This window comes from Streptomyces sp. NPDC007095, from assembly GCF_040634475.1.
In the GTDB taxonomy this organism is placed as follows: domain Bacteria; phylum Actinomycetota; class Actinomycetes; order Streptomycetales; family Streptomycetaceae; genus Streptomyces.
On the sequence record NZ_JBEYFS010000006.1, the window covers coordinates 86,013 to 112,141 of the forward strand.

Genomic DNA, 26,129 nt, shown 5'->3' on the forward strand with positions numbered 1-26,129 from the left:
TCGCGGGCCGAAACTTTCGAAATACCGAACGTGCGGCTGGGTAGTGCCCAACATGCGACCGGCCGAGATCGGTCGCGTCCCGGTTCGTGCGCTGGTGACGTGCCTCGACGACCCCGGGACCGCAGTCCCGTCGGATGATCTCGGCGTCTTCCTTCGCGATGCGCACCAAAGAGAGCTCCTCGGACGGCTCTGACCGGACGGATCGGCCTTCCGTGAAGCCATGGACGACACGGGGAAGGTCCTGAAATCTGCCGACCGTCCGGCCCGCCGACGGCGATCGACGTGGCGTCAGGCGGCCTTCCGCAGAACCTCCTTGGGCTCGCCCGGGTTCCGGTCGACCGTCGTCCGCCGACCCGCCATCAGCAGTGTCGTGCCCAACAGCAGCCCCAGCGTGGGCAGGACGGGGAACCGGCCGTCGGGTGCGAAGCCCCGGGTGGCGAAGCGGGTCAGGGAGGTGACGGCCGTCGTCAGGCCGAGCCAGGGCAGCCACAGGCGGGGCGAGTCGGGATCCGGGCGAGTCCGTTCGTGGAGGAGGGCCAGCCCGCGCTCCAGTGGACGCAGCGCCCGCACGACACCGGTCAGGACGGCGCCGAGCACGAGGAGCCACGGCAATCGGAGTCCCCACCAGGCCGCGGACCCGAGGGTGGGTTCGGGCGCGAGGCCGGTCAGATAGAACGCGGCGGCGACGATCAGCACCGGCAGCATGTGCCACAAATACAGCGTCATGCTGGCACCGCCCACGGGGCGCACCGCCCGCCACACCCGCTCTCGGTCCAGCAGCCGCCGTACCGCGGGCGCGGCCAGCAGGCACAGACCGACCTGGGCCACCGCCCACGCCAGCATCGCCGCCGACGGCGGATCGGTGTTGCTGGGGGTCTGCCCGGTCACCAGGATCAGACTGACCGGGAACGGCCCGAGGGTGATCAGCGCGGTGAAGGCCAGTCCGCCGCCCGCCGCCAGCGCGGCCGTCAGCGGCCGGCGCTCCGTCAGCAGGCCGTCCCGCCAGCAGAAACCCAGTTGGTAGGCCACGCCCCAGACGAGCACGTAGTCGAGCAGTCCGACGTACGGCGTGTGCACCGTCACCACCAGGGTGCCGGCCACGAGGGCGACCGCGCCCATCGCCACCGGGACGAGGAGCCCCCAGCGCCGGTGCGCCGCGTGCAGCGGCGGGGTCAGTGCGCTGAGCAGCAGATACACCGGAAGGAACCAGAACTGCATCGCCATCGCCCAGCCCACCAGTTCAAGGGTGTTCGGGTCCACGCCGACCGTCGAGCAGATCCCTACGGCGGACAGCACAAGAATGCTGTACACGGCGGCCGGAAGCAGCAGCCGCAGCGCCCGCGCTCCGACCCATCCGGCGGCCGTACCGCCCGCCGCCCGGGCCCGTGTCCAACTGCCGCCCGCCGCATAACCCCCGGCGAGGAAGAACAGCGGCATGATCTGAAACCCCAGCGTCAGCCACTGGGTCCAGGGCACGGTCGCCAGCAGCTCCGGCGCGCGGATCTCTCCGTCCGGCTCCCGGACCAGGGCGGTGATCAGCCAGTGGCCGAGCACCACCAGGCCGATCGCCCACGCACGCAGGAAGTCGACATAGCGGTCTCTGCTCATGGGCTGTCATGCTGCCGCAGTGCCGCCGCCGGCCGTCGTGGGAAGTCCTGGCCGCAACCAATTCGTGCCCGGTACGACATCCCCCGCAGGTAGGAGCCCGGCAGGGATGCGGTCAAGGGCTGGTCATGACGGCGGTGACCGGGGCGGGGGAGACGTAGTCTTGCCACGGTTTGACGGGACACCTCGTTCGGTGAGGCGTCCGCACGTGCGTGGACCGGGAGGAGGCGTGATGGACAGTAGTCCGGGTCATAGTCGGCCCCTGCCCGCGTTGTCCTCGTTCTTCTCGCCGTCCTTCCGCGGCCCGGGACAGCCCCTCCCCGCCCCGTCCGGCTGACCGTACCCCGCGGTCCGCGCCGTGTCCGCTGTCGGCCGTACCCGCCCGGCCCGTGCCCAGCGGGACGTCGTGGTGTGTGCGTGCGGTCCGACGCCGCCGGTCACCGGGGGAGTGCCGTCCCGTGCCGCCCTGCCGCCCCGCCATGCCGGGGCCAGGGGGTGTTCACCTTGGCCGCCAACACTCGGCTCATGTCCACCACGGCCCGCCTGCGCGACCGCAGGGTCCATCTGGAGCGCCGCGCCACCGCCTCCAGGGCGGTCCGCGCCTCCCTCGTCTCGCTGGCCGGGCTGATCGGCGCCCCGGTCACCCACCAGGCCGGCGAGGAGGTCGGCCGTGTCGTGGACGTGGTCGCCCGGCTCTACGGACCCGAGCCGTACCCGCCGGTCACCGGCCTGATCATCCGTATCGGCCGGCGGCGGGCGTTCCTGCCCGCGGACGCGCTGGAGAAGGTGCACGCCGGTCATGTGCGGCTGCGGTCCGCGCGCGTGGACCTGCGCGACTTCGTCCGCCGCCCCGGTGAGGTGCTGCTCGCCCGGGACGTACTGGACCACCAACTCGTCGACGTGGACGGCGTGCAGGTCACCCGGGCCGCCGACCTGTACCTCGCACCGCTCGTCGACAAGGTGGTGCTGGTCGGTGTGGACGTCTCCCTGCCGACCCTGCTGCGGCGGCTGGGCCCGCGCCGCTGGCAGGCCAGGCCGACCCCGGAACGGGTGCTGGACTGGCAGTCCGTGGCGCCGTTCGCCGAGCAGGCCACCGACGGCCCCGCCGAGGTACGGCTGCGCGCCTCCCGCTCCGCGCTGCACCGGCTGCGCCCGGCCGACCTCGCCGACATCCTCGAGGACCTCGGCCGCAGCGAGCGCCAGCAACTGCTGGGCTGGCTGGAGCCGGAGCAGGCCGCCGACGCCCTGGAGGAGATGGAACCGGCCGAGCTGGAGAACCTGCTGCGCGAGGCCCGCCCCGAGCACGCCGCCCGGCTGGTCGACGAGATGGAACCGGACGAGGCCGCCGACGCCCTGCGCGACCTCACCCCCGACGAACGCGAGACCCTGCTCACGCGCATGCCCACCGCCGAGGCGGCCGAGCTGCGGGGACTGCTGACCCACCGTGAGGGCACCGCGGGCGGCGCGATGACGACCGTGCTGATCACCACGACGAAGGACCGGACCATCGCCCAGGTACGGGCGGCTCTGGCCGCCGAGGCCGAGCACCGTACCGAGATCGACGCGGTCGCGGTGCTCGACGACGACGGCCGCCTGATCGGCGACATCTCCCTGTTCGACGTGGCGGTGGCCGACGACACCGCCTCGGTGGCCGATCTGGTGGTCTGGCTGGCCCAGTTCGGGCCGCCCGCCGTCGTACACCCCGACACCCGCCTGGCCGAGGCCGCCGACCAGCTCGTCGCCGCCCGCGCCTCCTCGCTCCTCGTCGTGGACGACGCCGAGCGCCCGCTCGGCCGGATCCTGGCCGACGACATCCTCGACGCCGTGCTGCCCGAGCGCGGCCGGCTGCACTTCCGGAGGTTCCTGCAGTGACCCGCGAACTCGATGCCGCCGCCTCGGTCGAGGCAGTCGTCCCCGTCGATGCCGCCGCCTCCGTCGAGGCGGTCACCAGGTCCCCCGTCGGCCGCAAGGGCCTGCGGCGCCTGGCCGTCGTCGCGACGGTCGCGGGGCCCGGTCTGGTCGCCGCGAACGCGGGCAACGACGCCGCCGGCATCGCCACGTATGCCTCCGCGGGCGCCCAGTTCGCCTACGGCACGCTGTTCTTCATGGTGCTGGTGACCGTCGCCCTGGTCATGGTCCAGGAGATGGCGGTACGGCTCGGCGCGTACACCGGCAAGGGCCTCGGCGCGCTGATCCGCGAACAGTTCAGCCTGCGCCTCACCGCGCTCGCCGTGTGCTGCCTGCTGCTGGCCAACACCGGCCTGGTCGTGAGCGAGTTCGCGGGCATCGGCGCCGCCTTCGAACTCCTCGGCGTCCCCAAGTGGGCCGTCATCCCCCCGGCCGCCGTCCTGCTGTGGTCGCTCGTCCTGTTCGGCTCCTACCGCTGGGCCGAACGCATCTTCCTGATCATGTCGCTGGCCTTCTTCACCTACCCCGTCGCGATGATCCTCGGCCACCCGCACTGGGGCCAGGTCGGCTCCCACCTGGTGCTTCCCCACATGGCGGGCAGCAAGGCCTTCATCCTGCTCGCGGTCGCGCTGATCGGTACCACCGTCAGCCCCTACATGCAGTTCTACGCCGCCGCGGGTGTCGTGGACCGCGGCGCCAAGCCCGAGGACTACCCCCTGATCCGGGCCGACGCGATCCTCGGCGCGGTCTTCGCCTGCGTCATCAGCCTGACGATCATCATCGCCACCGCCTCGGCCATCGGCGGCACCGGACCGCTCACCTCCGCCGCCGAGGCCGCCAAGGCGCTCGAACCGGTCGCGGGACAGAGCGCCGAACTGCTCTTCGCCCTCGGCCTGATCGGCGCGTCGGCCCTCGCCGGAGCCGTGGTCCCGCTGTCCGCGAGCTACGCCGTCGGCGAGGCCGCGGGTGTGGAGCGCTCGGTCTCCCGCAGCTTCCGTGACGCCCCGCTGTTCCTCGGCCTGTTCACCGCCCAGATCGCCCTCGGCGCCACCGTCGCCCTCACGCCCGTCAACGTCATCCAGCTGCTGATCGGCACCCAGGTCCTCCAGGGCCTGATCAGCCCCGTCGTCCTCGTCTACCTGCTGGTCCTCACCAACCGCCGCTCCCTGCTCGGTCCCGCGGCCAACAGCCCGCGCTACCGCGTCGCCGCCACCACCGTGGTCGTCGGTGTGGCCGCCATGTCCACCGTTCTCCTCGTCCAGACCGTCCTGGGCTGGTTCGGCCTCGCCTGATCACCCGTGGCCTGCCGGGGAACGGGCGGAGGCGGTGTGATGCTCTGCTGTGGAAGGAAACGACGCGCCGGGTGAGGAGCTGGTGGGCGGATGGCGGTGGACGCGGTGGACTCGGTTCCACAGACGCACGACCCGGTGGTCACCACTCCCTACGGAGCGGTGCGCGGCCGGTACGAGGACGGGATCGCCGTGTTCCGCGGCATCCCCTACGCGGCCCCGCCGTTCGGCGCCCGCCGCTTCCGGCCACCCGTCCCGCCCGAGCCCTGGGACGGTGTGCGCGACGCGGGGGAGTTCGGGCCGACGCCGCCCAAGCCGCCCTACTCCGAGGCGTTCGCGCGGCTCCTCGCAGACCCCGTGGTCCCCGGCGACGACTGCCTCAACCTGAACGTCTGGACACCGGAACCCGGCCCCGGCGCCCGGCTGCCGGTCATGGTGTGGATCCATGGCGGCGCCCTGACCCGCGGCTCGTCGGCCGTGCCCGTCTACGACGGCCACGCCTTCGCCCGGGACGGTGTCGTCCTCGTCTCGATCAACTACCGGCTGGGGGTGGAGGGCTACGGCCTCTTCCCGGACGCGATGCACGCGGCGTGGGTGCGGTTCGCGGTCGAGGGCGACCCGGGCTGGCAGGCCTGGGACGCCTCGCACCCGGTCCGGATCTTCGGCGCGGGCGCACCGCACACCGTACTCGGACCGCGCGACCGTGAACTGGCGCTGTGGGACGCCGAGTCGGGGCGGCTCGGTGCCCCGCTCAGCTCCCCGGCGTCCACCCCTTCGTCACGCCCGCGCCGACCCCGCCGGGTCATGGCCGTCAGGCCGAGTTCGTGGCCACCTCTTCCGCCGAGAGCCGGGGGCGGGCGATCACGGCCTTGAGGCGCGCGGCGGCCGGGACCGGGTCGGCGGGCCGCCGCGTGTGCCAGTCGGTGACCGCCTGATACGCGGCGGCGACCTCCAGCAGCCGGTCCTCCTCGTAGGGCTGCCCGCCGAGGATCGCCCCCACCGGCACCCCGCCCGCGTCGAAGCCGATGGGGAAGGCGATCTCGGGCAGCCCCAGGATGTCGAAAGGGACGGGGCCGGTCTGCAGGAGCACGTCGCAGCGGTTCATGACCCCGTCCAGGACCTCCCGCAGCAGATGGTTCTTGGCGCGCTGGGCAGTGATCCACTCGTCGCCCGAGAGCATCAGCCCCTGGAGCCAACTCAGCAGCGAGACGCCGAACTTGGCCGGGTCCTCGCGCAGCCAGTGCCGGAACGGCTCGGTGCGCTCGGCGAGCCGGGCCGCGTTGAAGGTGCCGGTCAGGAGGGTCCAGTCGGCGGGGTAGGCGATGTCGACGAGGGTGACACCGGGGATCGCGTCCAGCTGGTTCAGGAGGGCGGTGCGCAGCTCCTTCTGCGCGGTCAGGAAGTCCGACGGCACCCCGATCCGGGTGGCCCGGCGTATCCGCAGGGCCCCGCCGCGCGAGAGAACGGGCGTGGCGGCCCGTACGAGATCGGGCACGGCCGGAAGTCCCAGCGTGCGCGGGTCCTTCGCGTCGGGACCGGCCATGACCTGGAGCATGAGCGCCGCGTCCATGGCGTCGCGGGCGAGCGGGCCCGAGTGGTCGCGGGTGAAGGACAGCGGGATGACGCCGTGGATGGACACCCGGCCCATGGTCGGCTTCAGACCGGTCAGGTTCTGTTGGTTGGAGGGCAGCACGATGGAGCCGCCGGTCTGGGTGCCGATCGAGGACGCCGCCATGCGCCCGGCGACCGAACAGGCCGGCCCGGTCGAGGAGCCGCCCGGGTCGACGCCCGGGTCCCCGGGCGTCCACGCGTTGACCGTGGTCACCGTCCCGTTCGGCTTCGTCGCCCGGGTGGTGGCGAGCGGGCCCATCTGCCCCTTGCCGAGCACGATCCCGCCGGCCGCCTTCAGCCGGGCCACGGCCGTCGCGTCCTCGTCCGGCACGAAGTCCTCGAAGATGGAGGAGTTGCAGCGCGTCGGCACGCCTCGGGTGAAGTAGTTGTCCTTGATGCAGAGCGGGATCCCGCGCAGTACGCCCCGGGCGCCCTGCCCCCGGTCCGCCTTGCGCGCGGCCGAGAGCGCCGTGTCCGCGGTCACCTCCGCGTACGCCTGATACGTCCCGTCGTACCGCTCGATCCGGTCGAGGTAGGCCTCGGTGAGGGTCGTCGAGGTCAGCTTTCCGCGCCGCATGAGCACGACGGCCTCGGTGAGCGTGGCCTCGGTGGGGTCGGCGAGGGCCGCCTCGCGTACGTGGATGTCGGGGACGCGGGGAGTCGTGGAGGCCTGGGCCGCGGTGGCCGTCGGCAAGGCGACCCCGCTCACCACGGCCGTCGAACTCGCAAGGAACACCCGGCGGTTGAGGGATCTGCTCATCGGGCGTCCGCCTTCCCCGTCCAGGCCTCCGTGATGGAGGGGTAGATGAGGGGCGGTGAGGCCTGCTGCGCGTACGCGGGGCCCTCGGCGGGCGGTGCCCAACCGGAAATCGCGCCGGGAGTGGAGGCCACGAACGACCGCAGGTTGGCCAGTACCTGGTCCCGTGTGGGCACCCCCGTCGCCGCGTCGAACACCTCGGGCAGCAGGGAGAGGTCGAACCCCGCGAGCGCGAGGCGGGTCCGTACGTAGGCGTCCAGTTGCTCGGTGGTGGGCTCGTTCAAGAGGGCCTCCATGATCGGCTGACGAGTACGGGGACTCCATCACCCGTCCGTGAAGCCCTCATTGAGCGCGTGCTTCACGGGAGTTACTGCACGGGCGTCAGCACCTGATCACCGCACAGGTGCCGGCACCCGATCACCGCACCGGCGTCAGCGCCCGGGTGATCCCCGTGATGGCTCCCGGTCCCACCCGGCAGCACCCCCCGATCAGCCGCGCCCCGCCCCGCCGCCAGCCGGTCACCTGCTCGGCCGTGAAGGTCGAGAGCCCGTTCCAGGCCCGCGCCTCGGCGTCCCAGACCTCGCCGCTGTTCGGGTACACCACCACCGGCTTCCCGGTCACCCGCGCCGCCGTCTCCACCGCGCCGTCCACATCCTCGGGTGCGCAGCAGTTCACGCCGACCGCGATGATCTCGTCCGCGTCGGCGGCCAGGGCGAAGGCCTCCTCCAGGGGCTGCCCGGCCCGCGTACGGTCCCCGGCGACGGTGTACGACAGCCACGCCGGTACGGCCAGCCCGCGCACCGCCCGCAGCAGCGCCTCGGCCTCGTCGGCGTCGGGCACGGTCTCCAGGGCCAGTACGTCGGGCGCGGCGGCGGCCAGCACCTCCAGGCGCGGGCGGTGGAACCGCTCCAGTTCGGCGACGCTCAGCCCGTACCGGCCCCGGTACTCCGAACCGTCCGCGAGCATCGCCCCGTACGGGCCGGCCGAAGCGGCCACCCACAGCGGCCGGGTCGCACCCTTCGCGTGCGCGCGACGGGCCGCCTCCCGCGCCAGCTCCACGCTGAGGCCGAGGAGTTCGGCCGCCCGCCCGTGCGGGATGCCGCGCTTCGCGAAGCCCTCGAAGGTGGCCTGGTAGCTGGAGGTGATCGCCACGTCCGCGCCCGCCTCGAAGTACGCGAGGTGCGCCTCGGTGATCGCCTCGGGCCGCTCGGCGAGCAGACGGGCCGACCACAGCTCGTCGCTCAGGTCGTGCCCGGCCGACTCCAGCTGGTTGGACATGCCGCCGTCCAGGACGACCGTTCCGTCGGCGAGGGCGTCGGCGAGGGAGGGGGAGGAAGCGCTGCGGGAGGTGTCGCTGGTCATGTCACGACGCTAGTCGATCGGGACGGCCGAGCCCCGTTATGTCCGTCTGATGAGCAGAACGACCACGATGCGGAACGCGAGAGTCCGGCCTGTCCGGCCGGACAGGCCCTAGCCTGGGGGCATGCGTGAAGTCGATCAACTCGACACCGAAGGCGGTGAGATCCTCCGCGCCGAAGTGCGGGAGATCCTCGGGGCCCCGGCGGACCGGGCCGTTTTCGAATCCCTCGTCCACAACCTCAAGAACGGCGTCACCGGTGGCGTGTGGCGGGTCACCGTCGATGATCGCTCCGTCGTCCTGAAGGTACTCACCCGGGGCAAGGACACCGGCGGCGCCTGGGACGCGACCGACGACCCCAGGCACTGGAACTTCTGGCGCCGCGAGGCCCATGCGTACGAGTCCGGGCTCGCCCGGAGCTGGCAGCCGTGGGGCATCACCGCCCCCCGGCTGCTCGTCCACGACTGTCCGTCCATGACCGGCCTCGGCGGTCTCGCCGGCCTGCCCGCGCTGAGCGAACTGGCCGTCCTGGACTGCGCCCTGCTCACGGACGCCGACGGCCTGGCCGGCTCCCCCCTGCGCGAGGCGGTCTTCTCCCGCAACCGCGTCCTGGACTCGCTGCGTGCCCTGGCGGACTGCCCCGACCTGCGGAGTCTGAGTCTGATCAGCTGCCCCCGGGCGCAGGACATACCCGCCGGGGGAATCGAGACGCTCTGTCTGTCCGGCCTGGACTGTAAGGACCTGTCCCGCCTGGCCGGCCACACGAGCCTTCGCGAACTCGACATCCGGGGCCTGTCCGAGCTGCGGGACCTCGGTGCGCTGACGGGACTGTCCGGACTCACGGAGATCAACCTGGGGCCACTGCCGCGACCTGGAGGACTGCCGTCCCCTGCTCGGCATGCCGTCCCTGAAGCACGTCACCATGCTCTACCGCATGTGGTACAGCGAGTACCACGGAGATCCCGATCCCGTCATGACGGAACTCGCGGAACGCGGGGTGACCGTCGTCCACCCATGACTCACCGGGAGGCCGCGTGCCGCCGTCCGCCGCGCCGCCGTGACCGCCCCCGCCGGACGATCGGCACGGCGAGCGCGGCCAGAAGCGGTGCGAGCAGCAGCGGCCACCACGAGTTCGCGTTCTCGCTGTCGCCGACGGCGGTGGAGTTCTTCACGGACGGAGTCCCGGACGTGGAAGGGGACGGGGCCGCCACGGTCCGATGGTTCGACACGGCCTTCAGAGTGACGTCGTTGCCGTCGCCCCCGCGATAACTGATCCGGTACGTCGTGTCGGCGAGCGCGAGCGCGGCGCCCTCGCGCAGGCCGGAGAAGGCGCCGGTCGTCCTCGCCCGGCCGGTGTGGTCGAGCACCCTGATCTCGCGGGCGGGGTCGGTCCCGGCGGCCGACAGATCGAGGTCCCCGGCCAGCCGTACCCCGCCCGTCACCTTCAGGGGCCGATCGCGCAGGACCAGCGTGCCCTTCGCACCCTGGGTGTAGTCGCCGGTCACCGTGAGGGCGCCCGAGACCTCGCCGTCGTTGACGACCGCACCTCGTACCGTGCCCTTGCCGCTGAGGGACGTGGACACTCGAAGTCCCGTCGTCCGCACGTCCAGCCGCGCGCCGGCCGAGGTGAGCCGGATCGCCTTGCTGTGCGCGAGCGTGGCGCCGGAGGCGAGGGCGAGCGTGCCCTTGGTGATTGTCGTCGGGCCCGTGTACGACACCTCGCCGCCCGTCAGGGTCGTCGTCGCGGAGCCGGACTGGGTGAGCCCGCCGATGCCGCCGACACGGGTCAGTGGCAGGGGAGTTGCGGTGTTGCGGACGATCAGCGTGCCGTTGTCGACGATCCGTCTGCGCTCGGTGCCGCTCAGCAGCGAGCCGTCAGCGCCCCGCGCGCCCGAGCCCAGCCGCAGCACGGCGCCCTTCTCGATGGTCGTCGACCCGTCGTAGTACTGCTGTGCCGCGAAGGTCACGTCGTTGCCGGGCGTCCCCTTGATCACGACGTCCCCGGCGCCGGGCGCGGCGAGTGTGTCGTGGTACCGGCCGCCGCCGATGGGCGCGCCCAGGGTGACGGGACCGTCGTAGGCGAAGGTCAGCCGGGACCGGACGCCGCTCGCCATGTGCAGGTTGATGTAGACGGTGTCCTTCGTCCCCGGCATGAAGATCTTGTGGGTGGTCCCGTCGCCCCACTGGACGTCCGCACCCTCGATGTTGGTGCCGCGTTTGTTCAACTGATGAGCAATGGGACGCCAGTTGATGCCCGGGTCGCTCAACGACGGGTCGGTGTCGCCGCCCTGGTCGCTGTAGCCGTACTGGCCGGTGAGCACGACCTTGCTGCCTGGCCGCGAGTGCACGTTGACATCGCTGCCGTACGCGCGCTGGTAGAAGTTCTGGCGCAGGGTGATCGTCTGGTGCAGCGGGGTGTCGATGATCCAGGAGCCCTGGTTGAGAATGGCGCGGGCGTTCGGGAGCGCCACCGGGTATTCGGGGCGGCCCACCGCCATGCCGGTGCCGTTGTCGATCACTCCGGAGAAGGGGTGGGTGCCGGCCAGGTCGAGGGTGCCCCACATGTTGCGCGGCTGGGTGACCAGGCCCGAGCCGCTGATGGTGCCGATGTTGAAGGTGCGGGTGAGGGAGAGGCGCAGGGTGCCGTCGACGCGCACGTTGAGCTGGTTCAGCTGGTAACCGGGCGTGTTGTAGGGGAAGTGGCCGATCAGACCGGTGCCGCCGCCGGTGCCGTACTGGAGGGTGGCGCCCCGCTCGACGGTGATCGCAGGCGGGTCGGGGTTGCTCACGGTGGTGTACGGGTGGTTGCCGCCCTGGGTGGTCACCTTCTGCCGCTGCCGGGCCGCCGGGAGCGTGAAGTCGCTGTCCTTGTTGAGGATCAGCGTGCCGCCGCCGCGCACGGTGAGGGTGCCCTGGCCGCGGAACACCCCGTCGTACGTCGTCGTGCCGGACGGCACGGTGACCACCGTGTCGCCGGTGAGCGTGATGTCCCGGTCCGCGAGGACGTCGGCGGTGGCGTCACGGCCGCCGGCGGCCGAGGCCGCCGCGACCGAGCCGGAGGGGCTCTCGACACCGGCTGGAGCGCCCCGGAGGCGAACGGAGCCAAAAGAGGGAGGCGCGGTGACCAGGAAGGCGACGGTCGCGAGGGCGCCCACGGCGGCTGCTGTCTTGTGGGTATGGCTGCGCACGTCATCGGAGACGTACGCGGACGGTGGCGATAACAGAAAACTCGCGTCCATCTTTGTCACGCGCGACCCGTTGACCTTCCCGTAACACACCCTTACCTTTTCGGCGTTCGTAATGACAGATGCCGTACGAAATCTCGAACCCCCTCCGAGAGGCGTCAGATGAGACGTGTGTACGCAATCCTTGTCGCCCTGTGCTGTGCGTTCGCCGTAGCACTGGTGACCGCCGGACCGGCCCAGGCAGCCGCCCAGACCATCACCAACGGCACCCAGTTCACCGACACTTCGGGCAACGCCGTGCACGCGCACGGCGGTGGGGTCATCAGGGTCGGCAGCTACTACTACTGGTTCGGCGAGGACCGCAACGCCGACAACACCTTCCGGTACGTGGACGCCTACCGTTCCACGGACCTGAAGAACTGGGAGTTCCGTAACCACGTCCTGACCCAGTCCAGCGCCTCCGAGCTGGGTACCGCCTACATCGAGCGGCCCAAGGTCATGTACAACGCGTCCACCGGCAAGTTCGTCATGTGGATGCACAAGGAGAACGGCGTCGACTACAGCGAGGCGCGCGCCGCCGTCGCCGTCTCGGACACGGTCGACGGGAACTACACCTACCAGGGCAGCTTCCAGCCGCTCGGCCAGTACATGTCCCGTGACATCACGACCTTCGTCGACACGGACGGCACCGGCTACATGGTGTCGGCGGCCCGCGAGAACTACGACCTCCAGATCTACAAGCTCACCGCCGACTACACGGGCATCGACAGCCTGGTCGCCAACCCGTGGGTGGGCGGCCACCGCGAGGCACCGGCGCTGTTCAAGCGCAACGGCGTCTACTTCATGCTGACCTCGGCAGCCACGGGCTGGAACGCCAACCAGCAGCAGTACGCCACCGCGACCAGCATCGCCGGTCCCTGGACCGCGATGGCCGACGTCGGCGACTCGACGACGTACAACTCGCAGACCGCGTACGTCCTTCCGGTGCAGGGGACTTCGGGCACCTCGTACCTCTACATGGGCGACCGCTGGGGCAACTCCTTCGGCGGCACCGTCAATGACTCGCGCTACGTCTGGCTGCCGTTGACCTTCCCGACCTCCACCTCGATGTCCATGTCCTGGTACCCGGAGGTCTCGGTCGACACCGCCGCCGGCACGGTCAACGGGACGAGCGCCACGTACAACACCCTCGTCGGCCGGTCCAGCGCCAAGTGCGCGGACGTTCCCAGCCAGTCGCTGTGGCAGGGTGTCGCGATCAGCCAGTACACCTGCAACAGCGGCACCAACCAGAAGTGGTGGTTCAAGGACCTGGGTACCGGCTACTACGAACTCATGGGCCGGGGCAGTTCCCTGTGCCTCCAGGAGAACTCCGCCACTGTCACCCAGGAGAACTGCACCGGCGCCACCGCCCAGCAGTGGAGCCTGTCCACGTCCGGCAGTTATGTGCTCGTCAAGGCCCGGGCGAGCGGTGAGTGCCTGGACGTGTCCGGCGCGTCCACCGCCAACTCCGCCGCGATCATCACGTACACCTGCAACGGAGGTACCAACCAGCAGTGGACGCGCGGAACATGACGTCAGGTCAGTAGGTCGACGGCGTCGACGGAGGTGCCGGCGCTGAGGAAAGACGCCGACCCCGAACCGCTCGCCACGTAGATCTTCAGCGTGTTGTACGCACTCGTGTCCGTCAGCCAGGCGGACGCGGGAACGCTGTAGCTGAACGTGTAGTTGTTGCCCCGGTACGAGCCCACCGTCAGCGAGCGGGTGCTCGGCTGGGCGGGCGGCGAGGGGACGGCCGAGGTCCAGGTGTCGTTGACCACGATCTGCGGGCGGCCGTTCGCGTAGGCCGTGGTCACGCCGATGCGCAGGGTGTGCGCGGCGGCGGCCTGGGCGGCGGTCAGCTTGAAGTACACGATGATGCCGCTGTTGACGTCCTTCCACAGGTAGCAGGGGAACGCCGAGGTCTCGCCGCCGCTGCCGACGACGACGTTGCCGGTCCAGGACGCGGCCCGTACGTCCGACGGATGCGCGTACGTCATCAGGTCCGCGTTCTTGAACCCGCCAGGCGTGCCGTCCCAGTTGCCGATCCGCCAGATCGCGCTCGCGTTGGACGGGTCGTTGGAGGAGGGGATCGCGATGCTGTTCAGCGTCGTGGTCCCGCCCGCCGTGACCGTCACCGACGTCGTGTGCACGGCGAGTTCGCCCTTGAAGACCGTGAGGGTGTACGACCCCGGCAGCACGCCCGCGATCGAGAAGTAGCCGTCCGAGGCCCGTGCCGGACCCCAGTACTGCGCGGCCGGGTTGGCGAGAGCGACCGTGTACGCGTACGCCGTGTCGCGCCCCGAGATGCCCACGCCCGCGACCCGGCCCCGGCCGCTCGCGGCCGTGTACCCGGAGATGCCGAGCGAGTCCGCCCAGGGGGTGGTGAGATTCCCCGCGTACAGCGAGGAGGGGGGCGCGCCGCCGTCCGTGAAGGCGATGACGTACGGACCCTGGAGGCCGAAGCGCTCCGACTCGGTCTGGTTCTCGCCGTAGTACAGGATCTCGTACAGCCCGCCGCCGTCCGCGCTCTGGTGCCGCAGCAGGGAGCGGTAGAACGGACCGCCGGAGGCCTTTTCGTGGTTGCTGCGCACGATCCACAGGCCGACGCTTCCGGTGGTCCAGCCGATGTGGTCGTAGTCGATGACGCGGAGCTTCGAGTAGTGCTTCGAGCGGGTCTGGCCGTCGGATTTCGCGAAGACGTCCGCGGACTCGATGGTGGTGGGCGCGTACGTGTAGGAGTCCGGCTCGTCGTTGAGGAACAGGCCCGCCTTGACGCGCACGATGTAACGGGTCGCGCTGACCGACGTGTCGGCCTTGTTGGTCCACAGATAGACGTTGTTCTCGCCGCTGCGGGCCGCGTAGTAGTGCTTGAGCGTGCCGTACGCGACGGAGACGAGGATCGTCGAACCGGACTGAGCGATGGTCACGGTGGAGGTGCCCAGGCCGGACTCGACGTGCGAGTTCTTGCCGCCGTAGCCCTGGTACTCGGTGCCGCGGTAGACGAGCGAGGTCAGGTCGCCGTTGGTCTTGCTGACCTTGAAGACCAGGTTCGCGCCGGTGTCGACGACGTAGTTCGAGCCGTCGTCCGTGTAGCCGAAGCTCGCGGCGGCGGCCGTCGGGGTGAGGGCCGTCGCGCTCACGGCCGCCGCGGTCGTGCCGAGGACGAAGGTGCGGCGTCCGAGGGATCTGTCGGTGGATCCGGACATGGGGGTGCCTCCTTCGGAGGTGGGGGTGTGCGGGTGTCCGGAAGACTGGCAGTTGAATCGATTTCGCGAAAGGGCTTTCGCCGCTTGGGAGTTGGCAATCATGTGAAAACGCGTCGAGTACTAGAAAGCGCTTGCGGAGAGCGGTACGGTCCAGCCGCCAGGTCTTGTCGTCCTGTTGGAGGAGCCGCAATGAGACGTTTCATCCAAGGCGACCCCGGGGAAGTTCAGGCACGCCCCCACGCCGCCCGGCACGCACTCTCGCCGCACCGGCCAAAGGCCCAAGTAGCTCCGCTACGAGGACCTTCGTCCGGCACGCCGACAGCACGCACCGAACGACGCGGGAACGCACCCGCACTTCTCCGGGGCCGCCTGGCCGGAGTGGCCGCGCTGGCCGCTGCCACCGCGCTGTCGGCCACACCGGCGCAGGCGCACGGAGGGTTCCGCGCCCTCGGCCTGGAGAACTGCACCGCGACCGCCTGCCACTTCGACGTCGCGCCCGGCACGTACGACGTGCGCGTACGGCTCGGCGGGGAGGCCGTGGCGAGCACGAGCGTCAGCGGTGAGACGCGCCGCGCGCTGCTGCCCGAGACCGCCACCGCGGCCGGGAGGCCCGTGACCCGCAGCTTCACGGTGAACGTCCGCACTCCCGAGGGCGAGCCGACCGGTCCCGACGGCACCCCCGGCCTGGACCTGGTGCTCGGTGGCTCCGCGCCCGCGCTCGCCGACATCAAGGTGACGCCGGCCGTCCCCCGCACCCGTCAGATCTTCCTGGTCGGCGACTCCACGGTCTGCGACCAGCCCGGCGACCCCTACTTCGGCTGGGGCCAGCAGCTGCCCCAGTACCTCCGCAAGGGCGTCTCGGTCGCCAACTACGCGGACTCCGGGGAGAGTACGGTCACCTACCTCGAGAACCCCGCGCTCTTCCCGACCGTCCAGCCGCTCATCCGGCGCCACGACCTGGTCCTCATCCAGCTCGCCCACAACGACAAGACGACGGACGAGCCGACGTACCGCGCGAACCTGGAGACCCTCGTCGCCGGGGTCCGAGCGCGGGGTGGCGACCCGGTCCTGGTCACCCCCATCGTCCGCCGCTGGTTCAACGCGGACGGCACCCTGAACAACGACACCGCCCTGCTGGTCAACGGCCTCGGCGTGAACCACCCGGCCGTCATCCGCTCGGTCGCCGCCGCCGAGCACGTGCCCCTCATCGACCTGACGGCCAGGACCAAGGCCCTCGTCGAGTCGCTGGGCGTCGAGGGCTCCAAGGCCATCTACCTCTACAACGAGAAGCGGGACAACACGCACACCTCCGTGCACGGCGCCACGGTCTACGCAGGCCTCGTCCGCGACGAACTCCTCGCCCAGCATCTGGTGCCAGAGCGCCAGGTGAGGGTGGGATGAACTCCTGGGGCGTTCCGTCCGGAACCGGGGCGCCCCAGGTACCACCCGACCGAGCCGCCGAACCACGGAGCGCCACTGATGCCCGACGAGGACCGCACCCTCAGCCCGTACACCGGCTACACCCGCGCCCACTGGGAGGCGACGGCGGACTCCCTGCTCGCCGCGGTCGCCCCGTACGCGACCGAGAACGGCTCCCTCTACCACCTCCCCGGTGAGCACACGAGCTGGTCGGGCCGGCTCTCCGACGGCCTGGAGGGCTACGCCCGCACCCTGCTCCTGGCAGCCTTCCGTCGCGACGAGAAAGCTCTGGAGCGGTACGCCGACGGACTCGCCGCCGGTACGGCCGGTGTCTGGCCGCGCGTGGCGGACCGCAGCCAGCCCCTCGTCGAGGCCGCGTCGATCGCTCTCGCGCTGCGGCTCACCCGGCCGCTGTTGTGGGACCGCCTGGACGACGGTGTCCGGCAGCGGGCCGCGGCCTGGCTCGGCGACGCGCTCACGGCCGAACCCTGGGCCTGCAACTGGGAGTTGTTCCCGGTGACGGTCGGCGGCTTCCTGGCGGAGATCGGCCACGAGCCCGAGGCGTCGCGGGCCGCGATCGACCGGGGCCTGGAGCGGATCGAGGAGTGGTACGTCGGCGACGGCTGGTACACCGACGGCCCCGGCCGCGCCTTCGACTACTACAACGGCTGGGCGATGCACCTGTACCCGGTGCTGCACGCGTGGCTCGCGGACGACACCCGGCTCCTCGACCTGTACGGCGGCCGGCTCTCCCGCCATCTCGCCGACTACGCCCGGCTGTTCGGCGGTGACGGCGCCCCGATGCGCCAGGGCCGCTCCCTCACCTACCGCTTCGCGACGACCGCCCCGCTGTGGCTCGGCGCCCTCACCGGCCGTACGCCGCTGTCGCCGGGCGAGACCCGACGCCTGGCGTCCGGTGCGCTGCGCCACTTCCTCGACCGGGGCGCGGTCGACGACCGTGGCCTGCTCACCCTCGGCTGGCACGGCCCCGACGAGACGGTCCTCCAGGGCTATTCGGGCCCGGCCTCGCCGTACTGGGCGAGCAAGGCCTTCGTCGGCCTGCTCCTCCCACCGGACCACGAGGTGTGGACGGCGCGGGAGGAGCCGGGCCCGACCGGCCGCGCCGACGCCGTCACCCCCGTAGGACCGCCCAACTGGCTCCTCCAGACGACGACTTCGGACGGCCTGGTCCGACTCCACAACCACGGCAGCGAGGACGTCCGCTACGACCCCTACTACACGCGGCTCGCATACTCGACCGCGACCGCGCCCTCGGCGTCGTACGACAACAGCGTGATCGTCGGTGACGATCCGAGCCGGACGGGCATCGAACCGCTGGGCGCGGGGGACGGCTGGGTGGCGTCCCGGCACACGGCGGGTGGGGGAGCGCGGGTGGTGAACCTGGTCGTCGCGCGGGGAGCGGTGGAGGTACGGGCCCACCTGGTGGCGGGAGCGGCCCCGGGAACGCCGGTACGCGTCACGGGGTGGCCCGGGGACGGCGGCGTGCACGCCGAACTCCTCCCCGTGCACAACCTGTTGGACTCCGCCGGTGTCACGGGACCCGGCGCCACGCTCTTCGTCGCCCTCGCCCGGCTCACCGGCGAGCCGGACCCCCTGCCCCTCACAGAATCGGTGTCCGTGGACGTGTCCGTGTCCGTGTCCGTGGACGTGGACGTGGAGGGGCAGGGGCAGGGGCAGGGGGAGTACGACCTCCGCGTGAGCTGGCCTTCGGGCCCCTCGACATGCTTCCGGTTCAGGGCTTCAGACGGGCGACCTTCAGCGTCGTCGTGGTCGGTGAGGCCCCGGTGAGGGCGCTCGCGTAGGACGGGGTGACGGGGGCGTACGCCCACGTCAAGGTTCCGTCTTTCAGCGTCGCGCTTCGCGGCGATCGGTACGACGAGCCTCGGTGTCGCCGCGGCGGCCGGACTGCTGGACGGGGCCGCGGTGACCCGGGATCCGACCGTGCGGCTCGCGCGGCAGCTCGGCACCGGCCCGTACCTGCTGTCCGTCGACGCCGAGGACGGATACGCCCAGGACCCCTCAGAGGTGGCGGAGTTGGCGAGCGGGCTGGCTGCCGCCGGGGCGGTGGGCATCAACCTGGAGGACGGCCTCGGCCCCGCCGACCTGCACGCGGCGAAGATCGCGGCGGTCAAGGCGGCGGTACCGGACCTCTTCGTCAACGCCCGCACCGACACCCACTGGCTCGGCGACGGCGCGGACGAGCGGGAGACCGTCCGCCGTCTCGACGCCTACCAACAGGCGGGCGCCGACGGCGTGTTCGTCCCCGGACTGACCGACCCGGCCCGCGTCACCGCCCTGCTCAAAACCCTCGACGTACCGCTGAACATCCTCTACTCACCCGCGGGCCCGCCCTTCTCCCACCTCGCCGACCTCGGCGTACGCAGGATCAGCCTGGGCTCGTACCTCTACCGGCGGGCCCTGGGCGCGGCGCTGGACGCGATGGCGGACATCCGGTCCGGCCGCCCGCCGCGGGGCACCGCGCCGACGTACGACGAGGTGCAGGCACTCAGCGCCCAGGACAGGGCCTAGGCCAAGGCCAAGGCCTAGGCCTGCTTCAGCTTCTTGACCTGCGCGGAGACCAGCCCCTCCGGCACTTCGGCCTGAGTCGTGGGCCCGCGTGGTGGGGCTTAGTGTGGATGTTGTACGAGGAGGCGTTGTCATGCCCCTCACCCGAGCGGCGAAGGTGGCCGCGGGCTGGTGACGGCCAAGGGCGGGGAGGGTGCCGTCACGTTCCTCGCGTTGCGTCGCACGCGATGTCGGGGAGCTGCCGACCGCCCCTGACGAAAGGGAATCCCGTGCGAACCAAGAGCAATCGAATACGCCGTGTCTGCGTTGCCGCGTGCGCGGCCCCTCTGCTGGTGCTCACCGGAGCGGCCGGAGCCGGTGCCGTGGCGGCGACGACGCCGACAGGCACCGCGCCACTCGCTCGTCCCGGCGTCGCGCAGCAGAGTTCCGCGAGCGAGATCCTGTCCCTGGTCAACGCGGAGCGCGCCAAGGCGGGTTGCCCGGCACTGAAGGAGAACGGGAAGCTCACCCAGGCCGCCCAGACCCATGCGAACGACATGGCCGCGCACCATCTGACCGGTCACACGGGGTCCGACGGATCCAATGAGGAGACCCGGCTCGACCGCGTCGGCTACAACTGGCGGAGCTGGGGCGAGAACGTCTCCGGACCTGGCTACAACTCGGCGAAGGCCCACGTCGACGGCTGGCTGGGAAGCTCCGCGCACAAGTCCACCATGCTGAACTGCAGCTTCACGGAGACCGGCGTCGGGACGTCCGGCGAGTACGCGGTCCAGCTCTTCGGGATTCCCGGGTAGCGGGGGCCTACTCGGCCGCCGTCGCGGGAGCGAGTTCCTCGGTCAAGCGGTCCGCGAAGGCGACCGGGTGCTGGAGGACTCCGAGGTGACCGCCGGGGAACTCGACGAAGTCACCGCCGCTGAGCTCGGCGAGCAAGGCGGCGGTGCGGAAGGGGAGTTGGCCCCGTGAGTCGCGTCCGGCACCGAGCGTGAGCCGGGAGGACAGACCCTTCAGGGCGTCCAGGTCCAGGGCGTGGGAGGTGAAGGGGCGCAGGACGTGGCCGAGGAAGATGTCCATGGGCGTGTTCTGCGTCTCTTGGGAGTCCGGCGTGTTCTGCCCGCTCTGCGTCTTCTCGCCGCCGTCGGCGGCAGCCGACGCGGGGCGTGGGCCGGGCTCCCAACTCCGGCCCTCCAGACCGGCGCCGAGCCGGGCCGTCGCCGCCGCCACCCCCTTCGTACGGTGGATCTCGTGCACCTCCGTGATCATCGCGTGCTGCCGGACCGCGTCCGGCAGCACTCCGATGCTCGGCGGCTCGTGCGCGACCACGCGCCGCAGCCGCTCCGGGTAACGGGCCAGCAGGTCGAGGGCGACGATCCCACCGGAGCTGCTCCCGAAAACGCAGGCGGACTCGCCGTCCGGGAGGAGGGAGTGGAGCAGTTGGTGGGCGCGGTCGCTCCACACCTCCACCCGCTGGTCTTCGACCGGCCCGTCGAGCGGGCCGCGGGACAGCCCGAGCGGGTCGTACGTCACCACGGTGAAGCGCTCGGAAAGGTGCGTGACGGCGCCCTCCAGCCCCATGGGGTGACCGGCCCCGCCGGGAATGACCAGCAGCAGGGGCCCGCTGCCCCGCACGTCGTAGTGCCCGTCGTAGTGCCTGTCAAGCATGATCCTCTTCCTTCCGCTCGCTCCGGGGCCAGTACTCCAGGGCCGTGTGCAGGCCGTCGAGGGCCCGCTCCCACGAGGTCTGCACGTCCCTGGTCGCGTGAAATCCGCCGATCGCCTCCAAGGCGCAGAAGCCGTGGAAGGTGCTGCGCAACAGCCTTACGGCGTCGGTGAGGTCGGGTTCGGACAGGCCGTACGCGTGGAGCATGCCGTAGGTGATCTCGGCGGTACGCCGGAACGCGTCGGACGCGGCGCCGACGGCGGGGTCGATCGGCGTGTGCGTGGCGGTGTAGCGGCCGGGGTGTGCGAGCGCGTACGTCCGGTAGGCGCCCGCGAAGGCGACGAGGGCGTCCTTGCCGGCCCGTCCGGCGACCGCCGTGGCGATCCCGTCGATCATCTCGCCCGCGGCCAGCAGGGCGACCCGCGTCCGCAGATCCTGCAGGTTCTTGACGTGCGAGTACAGGCTTGCGTCCTTCACCCCGAACCGGCGCGCCAACGCGGACAGGGTGACGTTCTCGAACCCGACCTCGTCGGCGAGATCGGCCGCGGCCTCGACGACACGGTCGGCCGTGAGCCCGGCACGGGCCATGGGGACCACCTCTGGAGCACTGGCTTGTCTGGTTCTGTGCGGCTTGTCCTGCCTGATTGCCTAGGAGCCCTAGGCAGAGGGCTAATATACACAGGCATGTGGGGAGTGAGAGGCTGTAGCGGACCGGGGAGGACGTAGTGATGTTTGAGCAACTGCCCGAAGGGATCGTCACGCCTGCGCTGGTGGTGGACGTCGACGTGCTGGACCGGAACATCGCCCGCATGGCCGAGGCGGCGAGGACCGGCGGTTTCGCTCTCCGGCCGCACGCCAAGAGCCACAAGTGCGCGGAGATCGCGGGGCGGCAGCTCCGGGCGGGTGCGCGCGGGCTTTCGGTGGCGACCCTGAGCGAGGCGGAGGCGTTCGCGGCGGCGGGCGTGGACGACCTGTTCGTCGCGTATCCGCTCTGGCCGGACCAGGACAGGGCGCGTCGCCTGCGCCGACTGGCCGACGTGGTCGCGCTGCGGGTCGGCGTCGACTCGGTGGAGGCGGCGCGGCGGCTGGGGGACGTGGTGCGCGGGAGTGACCGCGCGGTGGAGGTGCTGGTCGAGGTGGACTGCGGGACGGCGCGGACCGGGGTGCCGGCCGCGGACGCGGGGCGGGTGGCTCGCGCCGCGTCGGACGCCGGGCTGAGCGTGCTCGGCGCGTTCACCTTCCCCGGACACGGATACGGCCACGACCCCGACGCCCGGGAGCGGGCGGCCCGCGACGAGGAACGGGCCCTGTCCGAGGCGGCGGAGGCCCTGCGTGAACTGGGCCTGGTACCCCGGGTGTTGAGCGGCGGATCGACTCCGACGGCGGGTCGCTGGCGCCCCGGCCCGGTGGACGAACTCCGCCCCGGCGTCTACGTCTTCAACGACGCCCAGCAACTGGCCATGGGCTGCTGCGGTGTCGACGACCTGGCCCTCGCGGCCGCCTCGACGGTCATCAGCGTCCCCGCCCCGGACCGCTTCGTCCTCGACGCGGGCAGCAAGGTCCTCGGCGCGGACCGCTCCGCGTGGGTGACCGGCCACGGCTACCTCCCGCAGTACCCCGAGGCCACGATCACCGCCCTCTGGGAGCACCATGCCGTGGTCCACCTCCCGGAGGGCGTCCCCGCCCCCCGCCTCGGCTCGGTACTCGCCGTCGTCCCCAACCACGTCTGCCAACCGGTGAACCTCGCGGACGAGCTGGTGATCGCCCGCCAGGGGGTGGAACTGGACCGCTGGCGGGTGGCGGCACGGGGCGCCAACACCTGATCGCCAGATCGCCAAATAAATTCTGCAAAAATACTTTTGGAAAGTGTCGGGTGCGCTCTAGGCTCCCGGCATGGTCAGCGACGAGCACAAACGCGTACTCGATCCCGAGCGGGACGCCGGGGCCCTGAAGGCGCTCACCCACCCTCTGCGCATCCGGCTGCTCGGGATGTTGCGACAGGACGGTCCGGCCACCGCGAGTGAACTCGCGGTCAGGACGGGGGAGTCGTCCGCCTCCACCAGCTATCACCTGCGGGTTCTGGCGAAGTACGCGTTCGTCGCCGAGGCCGCGCACCGGGACGGGCGGGAGCGCCGCTGGCAGGCGGTGCATTCCGTGACCTCCTGGAGCAACAAGGCCATGGAGGCTTCGCCGGCCAGCCGCGATTTCCTGAGCCTCTCGCGCAGGCGCCAGATCGAGCACCTGGAGGCGTCGCTCGTACGGTACGAGGCGGATGTCGCCGAAGGGCGGTTGGGCCAGGAGTGGCGGGAAGCGGCTGGGATCACCGACCTGATGCCCCGTCTGACCCCCGAGTCGCTCACCGAACTCTCGGAGGCGATCGACCGGAAGCTGGAGGAACTGGCCGCGCGTGACGCGGAGGATCCGCGGGCCGAGCGGGTCGTGTTCGTCGCGGCGGGGCTGCCGCTGGCGCCGAGCGGGCCCGACGCGGAGCCGGGAAGAGAGGGGCCGGGTGCGGCGGGGTCGGGGACCGAGGGCGGTTCCGGGTCATGACGACGTCGCTGGACTTACATGCCGCCCGCCGCCGTTACGTCACGGCCTGCGCCCTCTTCTGGCTGCCCGCGGGGCTCACCACCGCTCCCCTCATCCTGCTCTTCACCGAGCGGGGCATGACCATGGCCGCCATCGCGGGCTTCTTCGCCGCTCACTCCCTCACCGCCGCCGCGCTGGAACTCCCCACCGGAGGACTCTCCGACGTACTCGGCCGCCGCGCCGTCCTGGCCGCCGCCGGACTGCTCAACCTGACCGCCCTGACCCTCCAGGCCCTGGGCACCACCGCCTGGGTCCTCACCCTCGGCATGGTTCTGATGGGCACGGCCCGCGCCCTGTCCAGCGGCCCCGCCGAAGCCTGGTACGTCGACACCGTCCACGCCCACGCCGGCCCCGACGCCGAACTCCGTACGGGACTCGCCCGCGGCGGCTCCGCGACCTCCGCCGCGCTCGCCACCGGCACGCTCCTCGGCGGCGCCCTGCCCTGGCTCCTCGGACTCGGCCCCGACCTCGGGGCGGGTCTCTCGGGGGCGACCTCCGGGCTCGTACTGCCCCTCTCCGTCCCGCTGCTCCTCGGCGCGCTGGTCGACATCGCCTTCGTGCTGTACGTCCTGACCGCCCTGCGCGAACCGCCCCGCGCGAAGACCACCGTCCGCGACATCCTCCAGGGCATCCCGGCCACCGTCGTGGGCGGACTGCGGCTGGGCGCACGGGACGCGCTCGTCCGGCGCGTGTTCCTCAGCGCCGGGGCCACCGGCTGCGCCCTGGCCGCGCTCGAACTCCTCACCCCCGGCCGCGCCGCCGCCCTCACCGGAGCCTCGGAGTCCGGCGCCGTCGTCTACGCCGTCATCGCCTGCCTCGGCTTTGTCAGTTCCGGCGTCGGCAGCCACCTCGCTCCGCTCACGGCCCGGCTCGCGGGCAGTGGCGAGCGCGCGGTCATGGTGAGCCTCGGCGCCGGGGCGAGCGGGCTGCTTCTGCTCGGCGCCACGGCGGTGTCCACGGCACCGTTCGCCACGGTCCTCGCCGCCGGCGGTTACGCCCTCGTCTACCTCGCCATCGGGGCGGCGGCGCCAAGCGAGAACGAGCTCCTGCACCGCCGTGTCCCCAGCGCCGGGCGCGCCACGGCGTTGTCCGTCCAGTCCCTGGCCCTGCAACTCGTGGGTGCGCTCAGTGGTCTGGTCGTCGGGGTGCTTCCGTCGGGTCCGCTGCCGTGGCTACTCGGGGGCACGGCGCTGGCGGTGGGCGCCGCGCTGTGGATTCAGCGGGACCGGTCCACGCCCTCGCGTACGGCGAACTCCACGAACTCGGTCCAGGTGGTGGGGGAGAGGGCGAGTTGAGGGCCCGAGGTGTTCTTGGAGTCGCGGAGGTGGATGCTGGTGGGGCAGGTGGCGACCTCGACGCAGTCGCCTTCACTTCCACTGCTGTACGTCGACTTGCGCCAGGAGAGGGCCACTTCGACGCAGTCGTCACCCTCGCTGCCGCTGTACGTGCTCTTGAACCAGGCCAGTTCGGTGGTGCTCATAGCGCTCCTCGCATCTCCCGGAGCAGGCTCGCTGTGTCTTCGGGGGTGAGAGCCTGTGAGCGCATCTTGGCATACCGCTGCTGGAGCACGCTGATCGCTTTACGGTCACTGATCAGGTGCCCGGTCTTCTGGCCTTCGGCGTACGCGAGCCACTCATTCTCCGGGGTCTCCAGCAAGTGCATGGGGCCGTCAAGACCCGCGTGCACCGGCTGCCGGAGCGGCATCAACTGGATCTCGACGTTCCAGTGCCGCTCGGTCACCTCCAGCAGGTGGTCGATCAGGACTCGAGTGACCTCCCCGCCGCCCGTGTGCCGCTCCAACACCGCCTGCTCGATGATGAAGTTGAACGCCGTGGGCCGCTTCCGGCTCGAACTGAGCAGTTCCTGTCGCGCGAAGCGCGCGGCCACGCGTTGCTCGATCTGCTCGTCGGTCGGCCGCTGAGGCACGTTCCACATCACCGCCCGCGCGTACCCGTCCGTCTGCAACAGGCCCGGCACCAAGCGGCATTCGTACGTGTAGAGACTGATCGCCTGCTCCTCCAGCTCCGCCCACTCGCGGAACCAGGACGCCAAACCCGGCTGCCGCGTCGCGTACTTCGCCGCTGCCCGCAGCACACCGAACGCATCCAACACCTCCTCCGCCCGCTCCACATACGCCCGCGGCGGCAGTCGTCTCCCCTGTTCGATCGACGCGACCGTGGACGGCTGGTACCCCACCAGGGGAGCGAACTCCTCCTGCGTCAGCGCCGCCCGCTTGCGGCAAGCCTTGTGGACCAGGCCGAACGTCTTCAGACTGTCCGACGGCTCGGGCTCGTTCGTGGTGCTGTTGGTCATGATGGGCATGGTCACGGACGGTGACTCGTACTGTCCATAGCGTGAACTCCTACAGAATCCGGCGTACGAGTGGCGTCGCTGGTCGACGCCCATGACACCCGGGACCGTTGGGCCATGCAAGGAGACATCCGGGCCCAGGAACCGGTCACCGTACGTACGTTCACGCAACTCTTCAGCAGCACGCCGCGAGGCGCCCGGCTCGCGCGGCGGCTGGTCGCGAACCGGATGGACGTGTGGGGGTTCGCGTACGACAGTGAGGCCAGCGAAGACGTGAGCCTGGTCGTGGCGGAGCTGGCCGCGAACGCCGTACGGCACGGGAGCGTGCGCGGGCGCAGCTTCCGCGTACGGCTGGTGCTGCGCGACGGCGTCGTACGCGTGGAGGTCGCCGACGGGCGGACCGAGCGGCTGCCGGTGCTGCGGGAGCCGGACGGCGAAGGCGGGCGCGGGCTGGTGCTCGTCGCGGCGCTGGCCGAGCGGTGGGGTGTGGAGCCCCGGATCGGGATGGCCCACAAGGTCGTGTGGGCGGAGCTACTGGTGGGCCTGGGTGGGTAGTTGAGGTGGGCGGGGCGGGGGGGGGGGCCCCCCCCCCCCCCCCCCCCCCCCGCCGCCGCGCGGCGGGGACCTTGGGCACCGAAAAAACACCAGGG

The 26,129-nt window shown here is 71.4% G+C and carries 20 protein-coding genes and 2 pseudogenes; 12 read left to right on the plus strand and 10 right to left on the minus strand.

All coding sequences use genetic code 11. The annotated features are described in order from the left end of the window. Nucleotides 1–288 precede the first annotated feature (288 nt). Nucleotides 289–1,608: an acyltransferase gene (locus tag ABZ656_RS03820; RefSeq protein ID WP_360264140.1), complete on the minus strand. Its 1,320-nt coding sequence runs from the start codon at nucleotides 1,606–1,608 to the stop codon at nucleotides 289–291. Between the two features lie 522 nt (nucleotides 1,609–2,130). On the opposite strand from ABZ656_RS03820, the gene ABZ656_RS03825 reads away from it, so the two are divergent. The 3 genes and pseudogenes from ABZ656_RS03825 to ABZ656_RS03835 form a co-directional block, all read left to right on the plus strand. Beyond that, entirely contained in the window at nucleotides 2,131–3,477 is a 1,347-nt protein-coding gene (locus tag ABZ656_RS03825; RefSeq protein ID WP_360264143.1) for a CBS domain-containing protein, read from the plus strand. Then, nucleotides 3,474–4,805, plus strand: a complete 1,332-nt coding sequence (locus ABZ656_RS03830) for a divalent metal cation transporter (protein ID WP_360264146.1) — start codon at nucleotides 3,474–3,476, stop codon at nucleotides 4,803–4,805. The genes ABZ656_RS03825 and ABZ656_RS03830 overlap by 4 nt, the downstream gene beginning before the upstream one ends. Before the next feature lie 90 nt (nucleotides 4,806–4,895). Further along, nucleotides 4,896–5,381, plus strand: a pseudogene (locus ABZ656_RS03835) (carboxylesterase family protein); the annotation flags it as partial. A 232-nt stretch (nucleotides 5,382–5,613) separates the two neighbouring features. Here the strand turns inward: ABZ656_RS03835 and ABZ656_RS03840 are convergent. The 4 genes from ABZ656_RS03840 to ABZ656_RS03855 all read right to left on the minus strand — a co-directional run bounded on the left by ABZ656_RS03840 (nucleotide 5,614) and on the right by ABZ656_RS03855 (nucleotide 11,715). Continuing rightward, entirely contained in the window at nucleotides 5,614–7,173 is a 1,560-nt protein-coding gene (locus ABZ656_RS03840; RefSeq protein ID WP_360264149.1) for an amidase, read from the minus strand. Beyond that, on the minus strand, nucleotides 7,170–7,454 hold the full coding sequence (locus tag ABZ656_RS03845; RefSeq protein ID WP_218977875.1) for a hypothetical protein: 285 nt from the start codon (nucleotides 7,452–7,454) through the stop codon (nucleotides 7,170–7,172). The genes ABZ656_RS03840 and ABZ656_RS03845 overlap by 4 nt, the downstream gene beginning before the upstream one ends. 133 nt (nucleotides 7,455–7,587) lie before the next feature. After that, the gene (gene mmuM, locus ABZ656_RS03850) at nucleotides 7,588–8,532 is read right to left on the minus strand and encodes a homocysteine S-methyltransferase (protein WP_360264152.1); all 945 of its coding nucleotides are present in this window, start codon (nucleotides 8,530–8,532) and stop codon (nucleotides 7,588–7,590) included. Nucleotides 8,533–9,546: 1,014 nt separating this feature from the next. Beyond that, nucleotides 9,547–11,715, minus strand: coding sequence for an autotransporter (locus tag ABZ656_RS03855; protein ID WP_360264155.1), 2,169 nt, complete (start codon nucleotides 11,713–11,715; stop codon nucleotides 9,547–9,549). 159 nt (nucleotides 11,716–11,874) lie between these two features. Between ABZ656_RS03855 and ABZ656_RS03860 the strand changes: the two genes are divergently transcribed. Next, nucleotides 11,875–13,284 carry an RICIN domain-containing protein gene (locus tag ABZ656_RS03860; RefSeq protein ID WP_360264158.1) on the plus strand — a complete coding sequence of 470 codons (1,410 nt, stop codon included), beginning with the start codon at nucleotides 11,875–11,877 and terminating at the stop codon, nucleotides 13,282–13,284. A 2-nt stretch (nucleotides 13,285–13,286) separates the two neighbouring features. Here the strand turns inward: ABZ656_RS03860 and ABZ656_RS03865 are convergent, their stop codons facing one another. Further along, nucleotides 13,287–14,957, minus strand: a complete 1,671-nt coding sequence (locus ABZ656_RS03865; protein WP_360264161.1) for a rhamnogalacturonan lyase B N-terminal domain-containing protein — start codon at nucleotides 14,955–14,957, stop codon at nucleotides 13,287–13,289. 369 nt (nucleotides 14,958–15,326) lie between these two features. On the opposite strand from ABZ656_RS03865, the gene ABZ656_RS03870 reads away from it, so the two are divergent. From ABZ656_RS03870 to ABZ656_RS03885, 4 genes and pseudogenes are all read left to right on the plus strand, one after another. Then, nucleotides 15,327–16,358: a rhamnogalacturonan acetylesterase gene (locus tag ABZ656_RS03870; protein ID WP_101403839.1), complete on the plus strand. Its 1,032-nt coding sequence runs from the start codon at nucleotides 15,327–15,329 to the stop codon at nucleotides 16,356–16,358. A gap of 78 nt (nucleotides 16,359–16,436) precedes the next feature. After that, on the plus strand, nucleotides 16,437–18,185 hold the full coding sequence (locus ABZ656_RS03875) for a DUF2264 domain-containing protein (protein WP_360264164.1): 1,749 nt from the start codon (nucleotides 16,437–16,439) through the stop codon (nucleotides 18,183–18,185). A gap of 69 nt (nucleotides 18,186–18,254) precedes the next feature. Next, nucleotides 18,255–18,926: pseudogene (locus ABZ656_RS03880) on the plus strand (isocitrate lyase/phosphoenolpyruvate mutase family protein); the annotation flags it as partial. A gap of 266 nt (nucleotides 18,927–19,192) precedes the next feature. After that, a complete protein-coding gene (locus ABZ656_RS03885; RefSeq protein ID WP_180362152.1) occupies nucleotides 19,193–19,717 on the plus strand; it encodes a CAP domain-containing protein in 525 nt (174 codons plus the stop codon). Between the two features lie 7 nt (nucleotides 19,718–19,724). Here the strand turns inward: ABZ656_RS03885 and ABZ656_RS03890 are convergent, their stop codons facing one another. Together ABZ656_RS03890 and ABZ656_RS03895 are read right to left on the minus strand one after the other, a co-directional pair. Then, on the minus strand, nucleotides 19,725–20,582 hold the full coding sequence (locus tag ABZ656_RS03890; RefSeq protein WP_101401613.1) for an alpha/beta hydrolase: 858 nt from the start codon (nucleotides 20,580–20,582) through the stop codon (nucleotides 19,725–19,727). Continuing rightward, nucleotides 20,575–21,168 carry a TetR/AcrR family transcriptional regulator gene (locus ABZ656_RS03895; protein ID WP_101401614.1) on the minus strand — a complete coding sequence of 198 codons (594 nt, stop codon included), beginning with the start codon at nucleotides 21,166–21,168 and terminating at the stop codon, nucleotides 20,575–20,577. Before ABZ656_RS03895 ends, ABZ656_RS03890 begins: the two co-directional genes overlap by 8 nt. Before the next feature lie 140 nt (nucleotides 21,169–21,308). Here ABZ656_RS03895 and ABZ656_RS03900 point away from each other — a divergent pair, with 140 nt between their 5' ends. From ABZ656_RS03900 to ABZ656_RS03910, 3 genes are all read left to right on the plus strand, one after another. Then, entirely contained in the window at nucleotides 21,309–22,403 is a 1,095-nt protein-coding gene (locus ABZ656_RS03900) for an alanine racemase (protein WP_101401615.1), read from the plus strand. A gap of 70 nt (nucleotides 22,404–22,473) precedes the next feature. Beyond that, nucleotides 22,474–23,130 (plus strand): helix-turn-helix domain-containing protein, encoded by a 657-nt coding sequence (locus tag ABZ656_RS03905; protein ID WP_360264170.1) that lies wholly within the window; start codon nucleotides 22,474–22,476, stop codon nucleotides 23,128–23,130. Beyond that, nucleotides 23,127–24,464: an MFS transporter gene (locus ABZ656_RS03910; RefSeq protein WP_360264173.1), complete on the plus strand. Its 1,338-nt coding sequence runs from the start codon at nucleotides 23,127–23,129 to the stop codon at nucleotides 24,462–24,464. Before ABZ656_RS03905 ends, ABZ656_RS03910 begins: the two co-directional genes overlap by 4 nt. On the opposite strand, the gene ABZ656_RS03915 is transcribed toward ABZ656_RS03910, so the two are convergent. Further along, on the minus strand, nucleotides 24,386–24,649 hold the full coding sequence (locus ABZ656_RS03915; RefSeq protein ID WP_101401618.1) for a DUF397 domain-containing protein: 264 nt from the start codon (nucleotides 24,647–24,649) through the stop codon (nucleotides 24,386–24,388). The two genes, ABZ656_RS03910 and ABZ656_RS03915, sit on opposite strands and share 79 nt — an antisense overlap. Further along, a complete protein-coding gene (locus tag ABZ656_RS03920; protein ID WP_360264177.1) occupies nucleotides 24,646–25,482 on the minus strand; it encodes a helix-turn-helix transcriptional regulator in 837 nt (278 codons plus the stop codon). The genes ABZ656_RS03915 and ABZ656_RS03920 overlap by 4 nt, the downstream gene beginning before the upstream one ends. A gap of 114 nt (nucleotides 25,483–25,596) precedes the next feature. On the opposite strand from ABZ656_RS03920, the gene ABZ656_RS03925 reads away from it, so the two are divergent. Next, entirely contained in the window at nucleotides 25,597–26,034 is a 438-nt protein-coding gene (locus ABZ656_RS03925; protein ID WP_060898683.1) for an ATP-binding protein, read from the plus strand. Nucleotides 26,035–26,129: the final 95 nt, after the last annotated feature.